The organism is Bradyrhizobium sp. USDA 4369, from assembly GCF_054056435.1.
In genome coordinates this window covers 831865-846988 of record NZ_JBSRYH010000001.1, presented here as the reverse complement: position 1 = coordinate 846988, position 15124 = coordinate 831865, and the positions used below count along the sequence as shown (strand labels likewise).

Genomic DNA, 15124 nt, shown 5'->3' with positions numbered 1-15124 from the left:
ACGGAGCCCGGCGTCACAAAGCGGCGATGGATGGTGCCGCCGCAAGACATTAAATTTCGCTAACGCCGGCGTGGCCGGCGGCTCCGGAGACGTTGGGCCAGCGGACGGGATTACCGTTCCTTGCCGGTCATGATGTCCATCTGCTTGGCGCCCAGCGGCTCCTGCGGACCCGTGCCGTAGGCATAGCTCGGCGATGGCGTCTGGTAGCCGGGCGGCGGCTGGGTCAGGCTTTCGCGCTGCGGCTCGCTGGTGAACGGCTTCGCCTCGCTGTCATTGCCCTTGAACATGCCGAACAGGCCGCCCTTGAAGCCGAGCTGAGACGGGCTCAGCATCGGATTGTTGGTGACGCCCGGCTGCACCGGCTCGGTCTGCTTGGCGGACGCGGTGCGTCCGGCGCGCATCTCGGCGGGCGTCAGCGGACGGGCCGAGGCGACAGGATCCTTGTTTTCCTTCTTGCGCGCCGCAGCGGCGGCACGGCGGCGTTGCTCGTCCGGGTCCTTCGGCCAGTTCGGTGCCGTGGCCTCTGCCGCGGCGGCTGCCGGAGGCGGCAGATCGAGCTTGGGCGGAACCACCAGCGGTGAGCGCTCGCGGTAGTCGATCGTCGGCGTCTCCATGTTGGTGCCGCCGATCCCGCGCATCAGGTTGTCGATGATCTTCTCTTCGAAGGTCTTGTCGTCTTCGTCGTCGTTCTGGGCGCGCGCGGTGCCGGCGGCCATCATGAGGCCGATTCCGAGCGCCACGGCGGACAGCCGCAGAGCGCGAATGGCCGTGCTGGTCACGATCCGGCCGCTGACTTCGGTCTTGCGCATGGCTTTCCCTGTCCTCGCTTGTCCAGTGCTCGTGATCAGACGAACCAACCGTGATCCCGACACTCGCGGACCCTCCGCAAGCGGGTCGTCCGGTCATCCGCCGATCCAGAAAACGTGAAGAACCTCAGGCTCTTGAGCCCAGATCGGCAGGACCGGTATCGACCCCGATCAGGGCGCTTTTGCGGCGGTGCCGCCGAAGAAGGAGTCATACAGCAGGCCCGCCACCCCGGCAACGATCGCCACGTCGGCCAGATTGAAGATGTACCAGTTGTACACGGTGCCGCCGATCTCAACATGGAACAGCGCAAAATCCACCACCGCGCCATAGGCCAGCCGGTCGATGCCATTGCCGATGGCGCCGCCGATGATCATGCCGAGCGCCGCCGTGGCGAGCTTCGTTTCCGACCGGGCCATCCAGATCGCCAGCGCCACCACGGCGACGGCCTTCACCGCCATCAGCCCATACTGCGCGAGCGCGCTCTCGTTCTGCAGCCAGCCGAAGGAGATGCCGATGTTCCAGGCAAGATAGAGGTCGAAGAACGGCGTGACCTTCACCGTGCCGCGGTTCGGCAAGTCGAACACATAGAGCAGCCACAGCTTGGAGGCCTGGTCGATGACCAGCGTGGCGAGGCCGGCGAGCAGGCCGAGGCGGAGGCGGGGGGTCATTGGGGCCCGACGTTGGTACCGCGCAGGTTACTGCACGCACAGCTGTCGTCCCGGCGAACGCCGAGACCCCCGCGCGAGCGCGTCAGCGCTCGTCGCGTACCGCGGAAGGCCAATTGTTGGAAAAGGCTCGGAGTCATCTGTCTTTGTCTACCAGGACGGCCGGTGGTTATGGGTCCCCGCGTTCGCGGGGACGACAATTGTTGGTGTCGCAGGCGGCCGGGCAGCACGACGACTCACCCTGAGTGGGATGAGATCACACGCTCACCCCGAGCGCCTTCCATTCGCGCAGCGCCTGCGCGTCGCGCGGGGAGACGTCGGGATACTCCGCGTCGTCGCCGACGCTTTCCAGGATCTTCCAGGAGCGGGCGCATTTGCGGCCGACGGCCTTCTCGACAACAACGGCAACGCCCGGCACCGCATCGAGCCGGAACGCCTCGGCCGGTGCCTCGCCCTCGCGCACCTCATAGTTCGAGGTGATGCAGATCTCGGCGAGATCCGTGTCGAACAAGGTGCCGAGCAGGGCGCGATCGGCGACATAGATGATCGGCGAGGCCTCGAGCGAGGAGCCGATGGTCTTGGCAGCGCGGGCGAGCTCCAGCGCGCCGGTGACGACGCGCCTGACGTTGCGGATCGTCTCCCATTTCGCGGCGAGCGCGTCGTCGTGATACGTCTCCATCGTCTCCGGGAACAGCGTCAGATGCACCGACGGCGCGGCGTCGGGCCGGTACATCCGCCACGCCTCGTCGGTGGTGAAGGACAGCACCGGCGCCAGCCATTTCAGGATCGCGTCGCAGGTCAGGTCGATCGCGGTCAGCGCCGCCTTGCGCGCCACCGAGGACGGCGGGTCGCAATACAGCGTGTCCTTGCGGATGTCGAAATAGAACGCCGACAGCTCGGTGTTCATGAACGCCGCGAGCGAGGCGATCACGGTCTTGTAGTCGAACGCGGCATAGGCGCGGCGGATGACCTCGGCCTGCTCGGACAACTGATGCAGCATCAGCCGCTCCAGCTCCGGCATATCGGCGAACGCCACCGCCTCGTTGCGCTTGTAGTGGTGCAGGGTGCCGAGCATCCAGCGGATCGAGTTGCGCAGCTTGCGGTAGGTCTCGATGGTGTTCTTCAGGATCTCCGGGCCGATGCGCTGGTCGTCGGCATAGTCGGTCGCGCAGACCCACAGGCGCAGGATGTCGGCGCCGGACTCCTTGATGACCTTCTGCGGCTCGACGGTGTTGCCGAGCGACTTCGACATCTTGCGGCCGTTCTCGTCGAGCGTGAAGCCGTGCGTCAGCACGACGTCATAGGGCGCGCGGCCGCGGGTGCCGCAGCTCTCGAGCAGCGACGAGTGGAACCAGCCGCGATGCTGGTCCGAGCCTTCCAGATACATCACCGTGTCCTGGCCGCCATCGACCTTGCGCCTGATGCCGGCGAGGCCGGGGAAGTGCACGGGGTCTTCGAGCACGAAGGCGTGGGTCGAGCCGGAATCGAACCAGACGTCGCAGATGTCGTCGACCTTCTTCCAGTCCTCATTGGCCCGCGAGCCGAGGAAGCGCTCGCGCGCGCCGTCGGCATACCAGGCATCGGCGCCTTCCTTGGCGAAGGCGTCGGTGATGCGGGTGTTGACGGTCTCGTCCTGCAGGATCTCGGCGGAGCCGTCGCCCTTTTCGCGCACGAACACGGCGATCGGCACGCCCCAGGCGCGCTGGCGCGAGATCACCCAGTCCGGCCGGTTGGCGATCATGCCGTTGATGCGGTTCTGGCCGGCGGCCGGCACCCATTGCGTGACCGAGATCGCGCGCAACGCGCGGGCACGCAGGGTGTCGCCGGACTTCGTCTGACCGTGGTCCGCAATATCCTTGTCCATCGCGATGAACCATTGCGGCGTGTTGCGGAAGATCACCGGCTTCTTGGAGCGCCAGGAATGCGGGTACTGATGCTTGAGTCGGCCACGCGCGAGCAGCTGGCCGGCCTCCGTCAGCGCCTTGATGACGGCCTCGTTGGCGTCACCCTTCTCGCCTTTGTCGTTGATGACGCGCTTGCCGGTGAAGCCCGGGGCGTGATCGGTCAGCGCGCCGTTCTCGTCGACAGTGTAGGGGATGGTGGTCGCGATGCCCCGGCCTTCCAGCTCGCGGCCATTGGCCATCCAGACGTCGAAATCCTCGCGGCCGTGGCCGGGCGCGGTGTGAACGAAGCCGGTGCCGGTGTCGTCGGTGACGTGGTCGCCGGGCAGCAGCGGCACGACGAAATTGTAGCCGCCGGCGAGACCCTTGAACGGATGCGCGCATTCGACGGCATCCAGCGTGTCACCGGGGATGTCGCGCAGTTTGTTGTAGCTCGTGACGCGCGCCTGCTTGAACACGCCTTCGGCGAGCGCGTCAGCGAGGATCAGCTTGTCGCCGGTCTTGGCCCAATTGTCCGCCGGTGCGTCGGTGACCTCGTAGAGGCCATAGGCGATCTTGGGCGAGAACGAGATGGCGCGGTTGCCGGGCAGGGTCCAGGGCGTGGTGGTCCAGATCACCACCGAAGCACCCGCGAGCGCGCCATGGGCCGGCGAGGTCACCGGAAACTTCACCCACACCGTGTCGGACTGATAGTCCTCGTACTCGACCTCGGCTTCGGCCAGCGCGGTCTTCTCGACGACACTCCACATCACGGGCTTGGAGCCGCGATACAGCGTGCCGTTGGCGGCGAACTTCATCAGCTCGCGCGCGATCTGGGCCTCGGCCGGATAGGTCATGGTGGCGTAGGGATGGTCCCAATCGCCGATCACGCCGAGCCGCTTGAACTCCTCCCGCTGCACGTTGAGCCAATGCTCGGCATAGGCGCGGCATTCCTTGCGGAACGCGACCATGGCGGCGGAGTCGCGGAAGTCGGGCTTGGTCTTGCCCTTCTTGCGGTAGTTCTCCTCCTCGATCTTCCACTCGATCGGCAGGCCGTGACAGTCCCAGCCCGGCACATAGTTGGAATCGTGGCCGAGCATCTGCTGGCTCTTGGTCACGACGTCCTTGAGGATCTTGTTGAGTGCGTGCCCGATATGGATGTTGCCGTTGGCGTAGGGCGGGCCGTCATGCAGCACGAATTTCGGCCGCCCCTGGGCGGTCCCGCGCAGCTTGCCGTAGAGGTCGATGTCACCCCAATATTTCAGGATCTCCGGCTCGCGCTGCGGCAGGCCGGCGCGCATCGGGAATTCCGTCTGCGGCAAATAGAGGGTTTTCGAGTAATCGGCGGCGTCGGACTTTTGCGGCTTCTCGGACATCGTGATCTGGCTTGATGAGCTCAAAGAGGGGGCGCGGAGGCGCGATCTGGGATCGCGGGCGGCGGAACGAGCAGAGACATCCCGGTCTTGCGCCGAGCTCGAAAAGCTCAGGCGGAAGCCGGGCCGCTAATGCCGATGATGCGCCGTATCAACATGGGGCTTCCTCATAGCAGCCGGGCGGCGAAATCGCAAAGCGATCGTGCGCCGCCGGACCGCCCGCGGGCCTATTCGATCTCGCCGAGCCGGGGGAAGAGGCCGGCATTGGCCTGAAGCACGGCGCGGGCCCTGGCGCTGTCGTCGTCCATCTGCCGGATCAGGGCCTCGATCGAGCTGAATTTCGCCTCCTCGCGGATGAAGCCGATGAAGGCGACGTCCAGGACCTCGCCATAGAGGCTGCTATGGAAGTCGAACAGGAAGGTCTCGAGCAGCGGCGCGCCATTGTCGAAGGTCGGCCGGCGGCCGAAATTGGCGACGCCGTCGATCAGCACCCGGTTCGCACCGCGGCCGCGGCCGACCCGGACGGCATAGATGCCGTGGCGCAGGCCGCAATCGCGGTCGAGCCGCATATTGGCGGTGGGGTAGCCGAGATCGCGGCCGCGCTTCTCGCCATGGATGACCTCTGAGGTCACGAACCAGGGGCCGCCGAGCATCTCGGTGGCCTCGGCGACCTGGCCCTCGGCCAGCGCCTCGCGGATCGCGGTCGACGAGACCGGCCGCTCGTCGATGTCGACATGGGGCTGCACGTCCACCTCGATGCCCAGTCTGGGGGCCTCGCTGGCGAGCAAAGTGGGCGAGCCGACCCGGCCCTTGCCGAAATGAAAGTCGTAGCCGACCGCGATCCCGGCGACGCCGAGGCGGCCGATCAGTTCATGGTGAATGAAATCCTGCGCCGAGGTCTGGGCACGGCCCTTGTCGAAGGTCATGACGACGGCGCCCTGCAGCCCGGTTCCGGCCAGGAGCCGCAGCTTGGCGCGCTCGTCGGTGAGCCGGAATTGCGGCGTGTTGGGGCTGAAGAAGCGCCGCGGATGCGGCTCGAAGGTCAGCGCCAGCGCCGGACGGCCGTGAATCTTGCCCATTTCGACCGCTGCCTCGATCACGGCGCGGTGGCCGAGATGGACGCCGTCGAAATTTCCCATCGCCACCACCGCGCCTTTGACGATGGCGGCCGGCGGGGTGGTGTCGCGGATGATCGTGAAAGCAGCCATGTGACGGAAATATCTCGTGGATTCGCGAAGCCGCCGATCGGCGGAGGTCGACCTGGACCGTGGGCGGCCGGCCTGCCGAAGTCAAGCCGAAGGGGCGCTCGCGGCGCATGCAGCGCAGCAAAGCCGACATGCGAACGGGGTGCAGTTAACGCGCTGTTTAACGGCTGGTGCTACTCCTGGACCCGGATGGCGGAGGTCGTTCGAGACCTGAGCCGAAAAGATCGTTTTGGTAACAGTCTGCGCGTTGTGTTCGCGTTGGGGGAGTCAAGATGGCGGTTGATTTGACGATGCCGGTGCTCGTCGTCGACGATTACAGCACCATGATCCGTATCATCAGGAATCTTCTGAAACAGATTGGGTTCGAGGACATCGACGACGCTAGCGACGGCTCGATGGCGCTCAACAAGATGCGTGCCAAGAAATATGGCCTCGTGATCTCGGACTGGAACATGGAGCCGATGACCGGCTACGACCTGCTCCGCGAGGTCCGCGCCGATCCCAACCTGGCGACCACCCCGTTCATCATGATCACGGCGGAATCCAAGACCGAGAACGTGATCGCGGCCAAGAAGGCCGGCGTGAACAATTACATCGTCAAGCCGTTCAACGCGGCGACCCTGAAGACCAAGATCGACGCCGTGTTCCCGGACATGGCCACGGCCTGAGCGCCGGTCGAATCTGGCAATCCCAATATGAAAAACGCCCGGCCTGACAGCCGGGCGTTTTTCATTGTCACCACTTCAATTCCCGCATCAAGGCGCGCGGCGGATGGCCGAACAGCTCCTTGACCGAGGCCGGATCGAGCTGATCGACGCCGGCGAACTCCTCGGAATGAATGCCGCGGGTGACGAACAAGCAGTCGATGCCGAAGGCGTGCGCGCCGGCCAGGTCGGTGCGGACGGAATCCCCGATCGCGAGCACCTCCTCGCGCGTGACCGGCCGGCCGGCATGCTGCTCGGCGAGCCGCATGGCGCGTTCGTAGATCGGCCGGTGCGGCTTGCCGTAGAAGATCACCTCGCCGCCGAGCTCGCGGTAGAGTTCGGCAATGGCGCCGGCGCAGTAGATCAGGCGGTCGCCGCGTTCGACCACGATGTCCGGATTGGCGCAGATCAGTGGCAGCTTGCGCTCCAGCGCGCGCAGCAGCATCGGCCGGTAATCCTCAGCGGTCTCGGTCTCGTCGTCGTAGAGGCCGGTGCAGATGATGTAGTCGGCCTCGTCCTGCGGCGACAGGGTCACCTCGAGGCCGCGATGGATCGAGTTGTCGCGCTCGGGGCCGAGCCAGAACACCTTGCCGCCGGGATGGTCCGCCACGTAATGGCGGGTCAGGTCGCCGGAGGAGACGATGGCGCTGTAGACCTCGTCGGCCACGCCGAGCTTGCGCAGTTGCCGCTGCACCGAATCGGCCGGCCGCGGCGCGTTGGTGATCAGGATCACCGTACCGCCCTCGCGCCGGAAGCGATGCAGCGCCTCGCAGGCCTCGGGAAAGGATTCCAGCCCGTTATGGACCACGCCCCAGATGTCGCTCAGCACGACCTGCTTGCGGCCGACCAAATCGCGCAGCCGCTCTTCGAAGTGCAACGACGTCATGGCAAAAGGCGCGGCTCAGGCCGGTCCGGCGATGCGACGGGCCAGTGCAGCATTGCCGACGCTTCGCGGTGAGGCGCTGGCGGTTGACGCGTCGGAGGAATGAGGACCGGCGGCATTGGGATCCTGAATCTTGATGTCCTGCCCGCCTCCGGGGGAGGCCGCAGCGGCCACGCCGGTAGCAGATGAGCCCTCGGGCCGCAATGGCCGCGGCGGCGCGAACAGGAAGCCCTGGCCGAACCGGACGTCGTAATCCAGCAGGTCGATGACGCTGCGCTCGCCCTCGATCCGCTCGGCGATCAGGTCGATGCCGAAGCGGCCCAAGAGATCGGACAGGTCGGTCGGGTGGATGTCGGACACCGAGCCTTGCTTGGGATCGAGCAGCAGCGCCGCCGGCACCTTGATGAAGCGGATGCCGCGGTCGGCGAGCTCGCGCGGCTCGAACCGCAGTTCGGTGACGTGATCCATCGAGAAACGATAGCCGCGCTGGGCGAGCGCCGCGAGATGCTCGGTCTCGGTCGGGCCAAGGTTGCGCAACGTCGCCTGCTTGAATTCGAGCACGAAGGACGGCGCCAGCGCGCGGTTGGCCTCGAGGAAATCCAGACACTGTGAGAAGTTGGCGGGGCTGCTCAAGGTGGCCGACGAGACGTTGCAGAAGATCCCGACCTCCTTGTTGCGCACCATCAGCCGGCGCAGCACCTGCACGCAGCGGAGCATCACCATGTGGTCGATCCGCCCCACCAGGCCGGCCGCCTCGGCGATGCCGATGAAGTCGTCGGCGGCAAGCACTTGGTCGCGCTCGTCGCGCAGCCGTGTCACCGCTTCGTAGAATCGCACCTTGCGTTGCGGCAGTGTCACCAGCGGCTGCAGATAAATGTCGAGACGGTTGTCGTCGAGCGCGGCCTTCACGGCCGCGAGCATCTGCGGCTGGCTGCGCGGGGCGGCGGGGGCTGCGGCAGCGGCCGGGGGCGCGTTGGCCGCGACAGGCGAGGGGCTCGGCTGCGACGGGACCGGCTTCGCAGGCGTCATGCCGGCGGGAGGCGTGACGCGCATGCTGGGTTCGGCCGGCTTCACTTCGGGCGCGGTCGAGGGGGCGATCTTGGGCTCCACGACTGGAGTCGATGCCGGTGCGGCCGCAGCAGGACGCACGGGTTCCGCCGAAGCAGACGGTGTCGGTGCCGATGCTGCTGGCTGGGCCTGAGAGGGGATCGCGGCGATCAGATCCTCGTGCTGTGCGACCGTGACGGCGAGCTGCTTCATCAGGCCGCCGAGCTCGTTGATCTCGCTGATCACGCCCTGCAGGCGGTCGGTGCTGACCGAATTCGACGACACCACGCGCCCTTCGACCGCGGACAGGCGGCGACCGAACTCGGCGACCTGGCGCGCGAGATCAGCGGTGCCGCGCGACAGATCAGCAATCTGGCTGCCGACGTCGGAGCGGTCGCGCAGCCGCATCGACACGGCGTTGTAGAGGATGAGGAAGGTCAGCGCGGCGAGTGCGACGATCGCAGATTCCGAGCCACTCATACCGGCCACCGAATACAGGATCAGGCCGAGCGAAGCCGCGACCAGAACCATGCAGATGGCGATGAAAATCGTGGAAATCCGGATCATGCTGCGCGACGCTCCCAACCGAATACAACCCTAGCACTTCTGTTGATTCGCGAGGATAGCTGGCAGGATTCAAATACCGGGAGAGACAGATGATTTCCCCAGGGCGTGTCATTTACGCAAATTCACGCCGCAAGGTGAAGTGTCATCGTAGTGACGCGTCCCGTAGAACAACGGAGTGCGGGCCAGCGTCGCTGGACATGGTGAACATTCATGAGAGGCGGACGTCGATCGGCCGCGTTCCACGCGACGAAATCGGCGATTTTGTTTCCGGATCATTTCTGGCGCGCTGACGCGGACCGATCGGCGCCTGCGCGAAGGTGTCCGCATGCTGGTGCACGTGTCACCCTCGTCAAGTTGATCAGCTCAAATGAGCCAGTCATGGTTCGACCCTCATCGAACCAAGCGTTCCCCTCAGCGTCACGCGTTGCGGTGCTGACGCCTTCGCAGCGCGGCCACGCCGAGCAGCAGCGCTGCAACGGCGACTCCGACTGGCAGGTTGACGCGGCCGAGTGCGCCACCAAGACCGCCGCCGTGGTTCAAAGACGTCGCCGAGGGTGCGAGCGGGATGGTGTCGGGGTCGATCTCGTCGGCATCGGGCTGGCGCGACGTCGGCGAGGCGATCGCCACGCGCAGCCGGCTGCCGAGGGACGGATAATGCGGGGCCGGGCTGCGCAGCTTGACGGCTGCGATCACGGCAAAGATCACCGCCAGCGCGACGAGGATGCCGCCGACCACCGCGAATGCGGTGAACAGGCCGTAGGTCATTTCCACCCAACGGAACAGCGCCGTCAGACCGACGATGCAGGCCGCGATCAGGAAGAGGCCTGCGGTCGCGAACAACCCCGTAGCCACGACGTAGGAAGTCACCGTGCCCGTGGCCTGCCGCGCGCGGTCGCGCATGTAGGATTGCGTGGCGCGTTTGACGCGGTTCAGCCGCTGCTCGAGCCCCAGCTGCAAGAGTTCGCCTGGCGGTGCGAGCATGCGCTTCCTCCGATCGTTCGTCCGCCGCGCGCGAAACGCCGGCTCGCGACATGAACGTGGAGGGGGGGCGAAGGTTCCCGGCGAGTGCGGCCCATGGCTGCACCGTGGGCCGTTGCACCAAAACAAATCCCCTCCTCGCTCGCGCGAGGAGGGGATGATGAGACGGCCAGGATGACTGAGGCTTACGCCACGGCCTTGATGACCTTGCCGACCTTGTCGACGATCTCGCCGATCTGGTCCTCGCTGATGATCAGCGGCGGAGTCAGCGCCAGGGTATCGCCGGCGATGCGCAGCATCAGGTCGGTGTTGTGGAAGGCTTGCTCCATTGCCGAGTAGCCACGCTTGCCGGCCGCGTCGGGCAGCGGCGCGAGGTCGATGCCGGCGGTCAGACCGACGGTGCGGATGTCGAGCACGTTGGGCAGGCCCTTCAGCGACATTACGGCGTCGGCCCATTTCGGCTCGATCGCCTTGGCATGCTCGAACAGCTTGTGGTCGCGGTAGATGTCCAGCGTGGCGAGGCCGGCGGCACAGGCGATCGGATGTGCCGAATAGGTGTAGCCGTGAGTGAACTCCACCATGTGCTCGGGGCCGCTCATGAAGGCATCGTGGATGGTGTCGCGCACCACCACGCCGCCCATCGGCGCGGCGCCGTTGGTGACGCCCTTGGCGAAGGTGAGCAGGTCCGGCGTCACGCCGTAGCGCTCGGCGGCGAAGGCATGGCCGAGGCGGCCGAAGCCGGTGATGACCTCGTCGAAGATCAGCAGGATGCCGTGCTTCTGGGTGATCTCGCGCAGGCGCTTGAGATAGCCCTTCGGCGCCGGGATCACGCCGGTCGAGCCGGCCATCGGCTCGACGATGACCGCGGCGATGGTGTTGGCACCGTGCAGCGCGACCAGGTTTTCCAGCTCTTCGGCGAAATGCGCTCCGTACTCCGGCTCCCCCTTGGTGAAGGCCTGCTTCTCGCGATCATAGGTGGCGGGGATGTGATCGACGCCCGTCAGCAGCGTGCCGAACATCTTGCGGTTGTTGACGATGCCGCCGACCGAGGTGCCGCCGAAACCGACGCCATGATAGCCGCGGACACGGCCGATCAGGCGGGTGCGGCTGCCCTGGCCGTTGATCTGGTGATAGGCGAGCGCCATCTTCAGCGCGGTATCGGCGGCCTCCGAGCCGGAGTTGCAGAAGAACACGTGATCGAGGCCGGCGGGCGCGAGGTCGGCGATGCGGTTCGCCAGCTCGAACGCCTGGGGAATGCCAAACTGGAATGGCGGCGCGTAATCGAGGGCGGCGGCCTGCTTGCCGATCGCCTCGGCGATCTCGGTGCGGCCGTGTCCGGCGTTGCAGCACCACATGCCTGCAGCGGCGTCGATGATCTTGCGACCGTCGATCGTGATGTAGTGCATGTCCTTGGCACCGGCGAGCAGGCGCGGATTCTTCTTGAACGCGCGGTTCGCGGTGAACGGCATCCAATGCGCGGCAAGATCGTTCGGAACGGTGACGGCGGGGCGGGGGCTCTTGTCCAGCATGGGGACCTCTCGGGACGTTCAAGGCAGGTTGTGCGACGGCGCCAGCATGATCCGGAAAGGTGGCGAACCGGTGCCAGAGCAGCTTGCCGGAACGGATCGTGCTTGATGGGCCTGAATGCGCGCCGACGTGGTCAGCCGACTATCCGGGCCGACGGCAAACTATCAGCTTCGCGCGCGAACGGAAATGTCAAAGGTCCCGCGTTCCTGCTGCACTGGTGAGCGGTTTCTGCACAGCAACAGCAGAAAGTGCCGTTTATTGGAAGTCGCTGCGTCATTTTGCGCCAAGGGATCGGACGGCGCGGGGATCGCGCCTGTGCCTGGCTGACGCTGCCTCAGACCAGATCCTGCGCGGTGATCCAGAACACCTCGCCCTCGGACTCCTCGGTATCGAGCCACAGCAGCGGGAGGTCCGGATACGCCGCCTCGATCTGCGGCCGGTCGCGGCCGACCTCGCACAGCAGCCCGCCTTCCGCGGTGAGATGGTCGCGCGCCTGGCCGAGAATGCGATGGATGATGTCGAGGCCGTCGGCACCGCCATCGAAGGCGAGCGCCGGCTCGGCGCGGCATTCCTGCGGCAGCCCGGCCATGCCCTCGGCATCGACATAGGGCGGATTGCTGATGATCAAATCGTAGCGACGCTGGCTGAGCGGCGCGAACAGATCGCCGCGGTGCAGCGAGATGCGCTCGCCGAGGTCGTAGTCGGCGACGTTCTTCGCGGCGACCGCGAGCGCATCCTTGGAGATGTCGACGGCGTCGATCATCGCGTTGGGGAAGTGGCGGCTGGCCAGGATGGCGAGGCAACCGGAGCCGGTGCAGAGATCCAGCACGCTGTCGACGGCCAGCGGATCGTCGATCAGCGAGGTGCCGTCAGCCTCGGCGCCGCCGAAATGCGTCTCCAGGAGCTCGCCGATGAAGGAGCGCGGCACGATGACGCGCTCGTCGACATAGAACGGCAGGCCGCGCATGTAGACCTTGTTGACCAGATAGGCCGCCGGCTTGCGCGTGGTGATCCGGGTCGTGATCAGGTCGAGGATCTGCTTGCCCTCGGCGGCGGTCACGCGGGCGGTGACGAAGCTCTCGAACTGGTCGGGACGCAGATGCAGCGCCTCGCCGATCAGGAAGGCAGCCTCCGACACGGGGTCGGTGGTGCCATGCGCGAACACCAGGTCGGCGTCCTGGAACCGGCTCACGGCATAGCGCAGATAGTCGAGCAGGGTCACGAGCTCGCCGGCATTCACCTTCGGCAGCTTGGGTGCCGGCGCCTTGCGCGGCGCAGCCGCCTTGACCTTCTTCGCCATCACGATGTCCAGCGCGCCGCGGCAGCGTCGTCGTGGCTCTTGGCCTCGACCCAGCTGCCGCCATCGGCGGTCTCCTCGCGCTTCCAGAACGGCGCGTTGGTCTTGAGATAATCCATCAGGAACTCCGCGGCCTCGAACGCCGCCCGGCGGTGGCTCGACGCGGTGACCACCAGCACGATGTTCTCACCGGGCGTGATGCGGCCGAAGCGGTGGATCACGGTCAGGCCCTGCAGCGGCCAGCGTGCCATCGCCTCCTCGGCATGGCGCATGATCTCGGCTTCCGCCATGCCCGGATAATGTTCGAGCACCAGCGCGCTGATCGGCGTGTCATGGTCGTTGCCGCGGCACAGGCCGGAGAAGCTGACGACCGCGCCGATATCGGTGCGGCCATGGCTGAGCGCCGCAATCTCTGCCGCGGTGTCGAAATCCTCTGGCTGCACGCGGACGGTGACGATCGCGGTCATGGTGCGGGTCTTCTGCTGGCGTGCTCAGCCGCCGGTCATCGGCGGGAAGAAGGCGATCTCGCGGGCGCCCGAGATCGGGGCATCCGGCTGCACATGCGACTGGTCGATGGCGGCGCGGATCACCTTCGGCTTCTCGAAGGCATAGGCATAGCCTTCGCCCTGCGCGGTCAGCCAGGCGATCAGCTCGCCCACCGTGCGCACGTTCGCAGGCGGCTCGATCGTCTCCTCGGCCTTGCCGATGCGCTCGCGCACCCAGGCGAAATACTTCACCTTCATCGCGAATCTTCCTCGATGAGGTGGTGTATGCCGGAGCGGAAATAATCATAGCCGGTATAGATCGTGAAGATCGCCGAGGTCCACAGCAGCACGATCCCGATCATGGTCACCACCGGCACAATCTGGTCACCGGCCTCGCCGGCGAGCAGGAACCCGATCGCGATCAGCTGCATCGTGGTCTTCCATTTCGCGACCTTGGTCACGGGAACGCTGACGCGCAGCGCGGCGAGATATTCGCGCAGGCCCGACACCAGGATCTCGCGGCACAGGATCACGATGGCCGCCCACAAGGTCCAGCCATGGATGCTGTTGTCGGCGGCCAGCATCAACAGGCAGGATGCGACCAGGAGCTTGTCCGCGATCGGATCGAGCATGCGGCCGAAGGCCGATTGCTGGTTCCAGATGCGGGCGTAATAGCCGTCGAGATAATCGGTCACGCCGGCCGCGATGAACACGGCGACGGCGACCCAGCGCAGCCACAGCGGATAGTCCATGATGGACTGCGCGTAGATGCAGCCGACCACGACCGGTATCGCGGCGATCCGCGTATAGGTCAGGATATTCGGCAGGGACGTCGACGTCTTGCTGGGCACGCGTGTGGTCGCAATATTCATCCGGTGTACCAATACTGATGCCGTGCGAACGTCAACCTTCGAGCCGAACCGCACCGGCAGGATGACGCAGATATGACGCGAATCGCAACGAAGTCTTGCCGAGATAGGAACTCTCCCGCGCAGGGCAACGCGAGCCGCAATGCTTCATTAAGCAACCGGACGCGGTCGCGCCAGTCTCCAGATCGGCGCGGCCGGCGTTCGCCGTCCGACCTTATTGCGCTGCAATGACAATGGCGCGAAGCGCAGGCCAAGCCAAGTCAGCCGGCCATCTCAGCCGTCCCTGTCAGATTGCCTCGGCGCCATGCACCGCGCACCAATGCGCCTGGCGTTCCGCGAACACGCGGTCGCGGACATAGCCCAGCGTCTCCTCGTCCAGGGTCTCGATGACGTCCAGGCTGAAGGCCTCCGCGCCGTGGGCGGTCCAGGCCGCCTGCAGGCCGCCGCGGCGGTGGCCGCCCTGGCGCAGGGTGAACCACAACCGGTTCTGGATCTTGTCGAGGTCGGGCGCGCAGCCGATCCAGCGCTCTCCCGTGGCGGCGCAGGTCACGGCGAAGATGCCGGCGGGTGTCTTGCGCTCCTTATAGGCGGCAACGGCCGCCTTGCGCTGGTCGGGGGTCATGTCGGGGCCTCCTGGATTTTCATCCGGGTGCATATCGGATATTTTTGTCCGGGTAAAATATTTTTATGGCCCGATTTCGACGCCTGGCTGTTGGCGATCTGGCCCAACCCTCTCCGTCATTCCGGGGCGCGCGCAGCGCGAGCCCGGAATCCATAACCACGACCATCCGTGTCGGAGCGAGATGCTGCCACATGCTGTCCCGTCCACACGCCCGC

At 66.0% G+C, this 15124-nt stretch carries 14 protein-coding genes; 1 reads left to right on the top strand and 13 read right to left on the bottom strand.

The features are described 5' to 3' along the window. Positions 1 to 110 precede the first annotated feature (110 nt). From ACVIJ6_RS04005 to ACVIJ6_RS03990, 4 genes are all read right to left on the bottom strand, one after another. Positions 111 to 809 carry a hypothetical protein gene (locus ACVIJ6_RS04005; protein WP_456771588.1) on the bottom strand — a complete coding sequence of 233 codons (699 nt, stop codon included), beginning with the start codon at positions 807 to 809 and terminating at the stop codon, positions 111 to 113. Positions 810 to 977: 168 nt separating this feature from the next. After that, positions 978 to 1475 carry a signal peptidase II gene (gene lspA / locus ACVIJ6_RS04000; protein ID WP_456771587.1) on the bottom strand — a complete coding sequence of 166 codons (498 nt, stop codon included), beginning with the start codon at positions 1473 to 1475 and terminating at the stop codon, positions 978 to 980. A 253-nt stretch (positions 1476 to 1728) separates the two neighbouring features. Continuing rightward, entirely contained in the window at positions 1729 to 4728 is a 3000-nt protein-coding gene (gene ileS / locus ACVIJ6_RS03995; RefSeq protein WP_456771586.1) for an isoleucine--tRNA ligase, read from the bottom strand. A gap of 224 nt (positions 4729 to 4952) precedes the next feature. Then, positions 4953 to 5933, bottom strand: a complete 981-nt coding sequence (locus ACVIJ6_RS03990) for a bifunctional riboflavin kinase/FAD synthetase (protein ID WP_456771585.1) — start codon at positions 5931 to 5933, stop codon at positions 4953 to 4955. 269 nt (positions 5934 to 6202) lie between these two features. On the opposite strand from ACVIJ6_RS03990, the gene ACVIJ6_RS03985 reads away from it, so the two are divergent. Then, a complete protein-coding gene (locus tag ACVIJ6_RS03985; RefSeq protein WP_006613531.1) occupies positions 6203 to 6598 on the top strand; it encodes a response regulator in 396 nt (131 codons plus the stop codon). A 67-nt stretch (positions 6599 to 6665) separates the two neighbouring features. On the opposite strand, the gene ACVIJ6_RS03980 is transcribed toward ACVIJ6_RS03985, so the two are convergent. The 9 genes from ACVIJ6_RS03980 to ACVIJ6_RS03940 all read right to left on the bottom strand — a co-directional run bounded on the left by ACVIJ6_RS03980 (position 6666) and on the right by ACVIJ6_RS03940 (position 14909). Then, positions 6666 to 7520: a TIGR01459 family HAD-type hydrolase gene (locus ACVIJ6_RS03980; RefSeq protein ID WP_456771584.1), complete on the bottom strand. Its 855-nt coding sequence runs from the start codon at positions 7518 to 7520 to the stop codon at positions 6666 to 6668. 15 nt (positions 7521 to 7535) lie between these two features. Next, the gene (locus tag ACVIJ6_RS03975) at positions 7536 to 9131 is read right to left on the bottom strand and encodes an EAL domain-containing protein (RefSeq protein ID WP_456771583.1); all 1596 of its coding nucleotides are present in this window, start codon (positions 9129 to 9131) and stop codon (positions 7536 to 7538) included. A 417-nt stretch (positions 9132 to 9548) separates the two neighbouring features. Continuing rightward, the gene (locus ACVIJ6_RS03970; protein WP_456771582.1) at positions 9549 to 10112 is read right to left on the bottom strand and encodes a phage holin family protein; all 564 of its coding nucleotides are present in this window, start codon (positions 10110 to 10112) and stop codon (positions 9549 to 9551) included. 182 nt (positions 10113 to 10294) lie between these two features. After that, on the bottom strand, positions 10295 to 11638 hold the full coding sequence (locus tag ACVIJ6_RS03965; RefSeq protein ID WP_012041961.1) for an aspartate aminotransferase family protein: 1344 nt from the start codon (positions 11636 to 11638) through the stop codon (positions 10295 to 10297). 332 nt (positions 11639 to 11970) lie between these two features. Beyond that, positions 11971 to 12936, bottom strand: coding sequence for a 50S ribosomal protein L3 N(5)-glutamine methyltransferase (prmB, locus tag ACVIJ6_RS03960; RefSeq protein ID WP_456771581.1), 966 nt, complete (start codon positions 12934 to 12936; stop codon positions 11971 to 11973). Further along, positions 12936 to 13400: a molybdenum cofactor biosynthesis protein MoaE gene (locus ACVIJ6_RS03955; RefSeq protein ID WP_012041963.1), complete on the bottom strand. Its 465-nt coding sequence runs from the start codon at positions 13398 to 13400 to the stop codon at positions 12936 to 12938. Before ACVIJ6_RS03955 ends, prmB begins: the two co-directional genes overlap by 1 nt. A 24-nt stretch (positions 13401 to 13424) precedes the next feature. Continuing rightward, positions 13425 to 13676 (bottom strand): molybdopterin converting factor subunit 1, encoded by a 252-nt coding sequence (gene moaD, locus ACVIJ6_RS03950; RefSeq protein ID WP_456771580.1) that lies wholly within the window; start codon positions 13674 to 13676, stop codon positions 13425 to 13427. Continuing rightward, complete coding sequence (pgsA, locus tag ACVIJ6_RS03945) at positions 13673 to 14290, bottom strand: CDP-diacylglycerol--glycerol-3-phosphate 3-phosphatidyltransferase (protein ID WP_041750468.1); 618 nt, start codon at positions 14288 to 14290, stop codon at positions 13673 to 13675. The genes moaD and pgsA overlap by 4 nt, the downstream gene beginning before the upstream one ends. A gap of 283 nt (positions 14291 to 14573) precedes the next feature. Further along, complete coding sequence (locus tag ACVIJ6_RS03940) at positions 14574 to 14909, bottom strand: GIY-YIG nuclease family protein (protein WP_315713606.1); 336 nt, start codon at positions 14907 to 14909, stop codon at positions 14574 to 14576. Positions 14910 to 15124: the final 215 nt, after the last annotated feature.

Coding starts and splice junctions, on each gene's coding strand:
- ACVIJ6_RS03985 (WP_006613531.1), top strand. CDS start 6,203: ATGGCGGTTGATTTGACGATGCCGGTGCTCGTCGTCGACGATTACAGC.
- ACVIJ6_RS03955 (WP_012041963.1), bottom strand. CDS start 13,400: ATGACCGCGATCGTCACCGTCCGCGTGCAGCCAGAGGATTTCGACACC.
- ACVIJ6_RS03970 (WP_456771582.1), bottom strand. CDS start 10,112: ATGCTCGCACCGCCAGGCGAACTCTTGCAGCTGGGGCTCGAGCAGCGG.
- prmB (WP_456771581.1), bottom strand. CDS start 12,936: ATGGCGAAGAAGGTCAAGGCGGCTGCGCCGCGCAAGGCGCCGGCACCC.
- ACVIJ6_RS03965 (WP_012041961.1), bottom strand. CDS start 11,638: ATGCTGGACAAGAGCCCCCGCCCCGCCGTCACCGTTCCGAACGATCTT.
- ACVIJ6_RS03990 (WP_456771585.1), bottom strand. CDS start 5,933: ATGGCTGCTTTCACGATCATCCGCGACACCACCCCGCCGGCCGCCATC.
- ACVIJ6_RS03980 (WP_456771584.1), bottom strand. CDS start 7,520: ATGACGTCGTTGCACTTCGAAGAGCGGCTGCGCGATTTGGTCGGCCGC.
- ACVIJ6_RS03975 (WP_456771583.1), bottom strand. CDS start 9,131: ATGATCCGGATTTCCACGATTTTCATCGCCATCTGCATGGTTCTGGTC.
- ileS (WP_456771586.1), bottom strand. CDS start 4,728: ATGTCCGAGAAGCCGCAAAAGTCCGACGCCGCCGATTACTCGAAAACC.
- ACVIJ6_RS04005 (WP_456771588.1), bottom strand. CDS start 809: ATGCGCAAGACCGAAGTCAGCGGCCGGATCGTGACCAGCACGGCCATT.
- lspA (WP_456771587.1), bottom strand. CDS start 1,475: ATGACCCCCCGCCTCCGCCTCGGCCTGCTCGCCGGCCTCGCCACGCTG.
- pgsA (WP_041750468.1), bottom strand. CDS start 14,290: ATGAATATTGCGACCACACGCGTGCCCAGCAAGACGTCGACGTCCCTG.
- moaD (WP_456771580.1), bottom strand. CDS start 13,676: ATGAAGGTGAAGTATTTCGCCTGGGTGCGCGAGCGCATCGGCAAGGCC.
- ACVIJ6_RS03940 (WP_315713606.1), bottom strand. CDS start 14,909: ATGACCCCCGACCAGCGCAAGGCGGCCGTTGCCGCCTATAAGGAGCGC.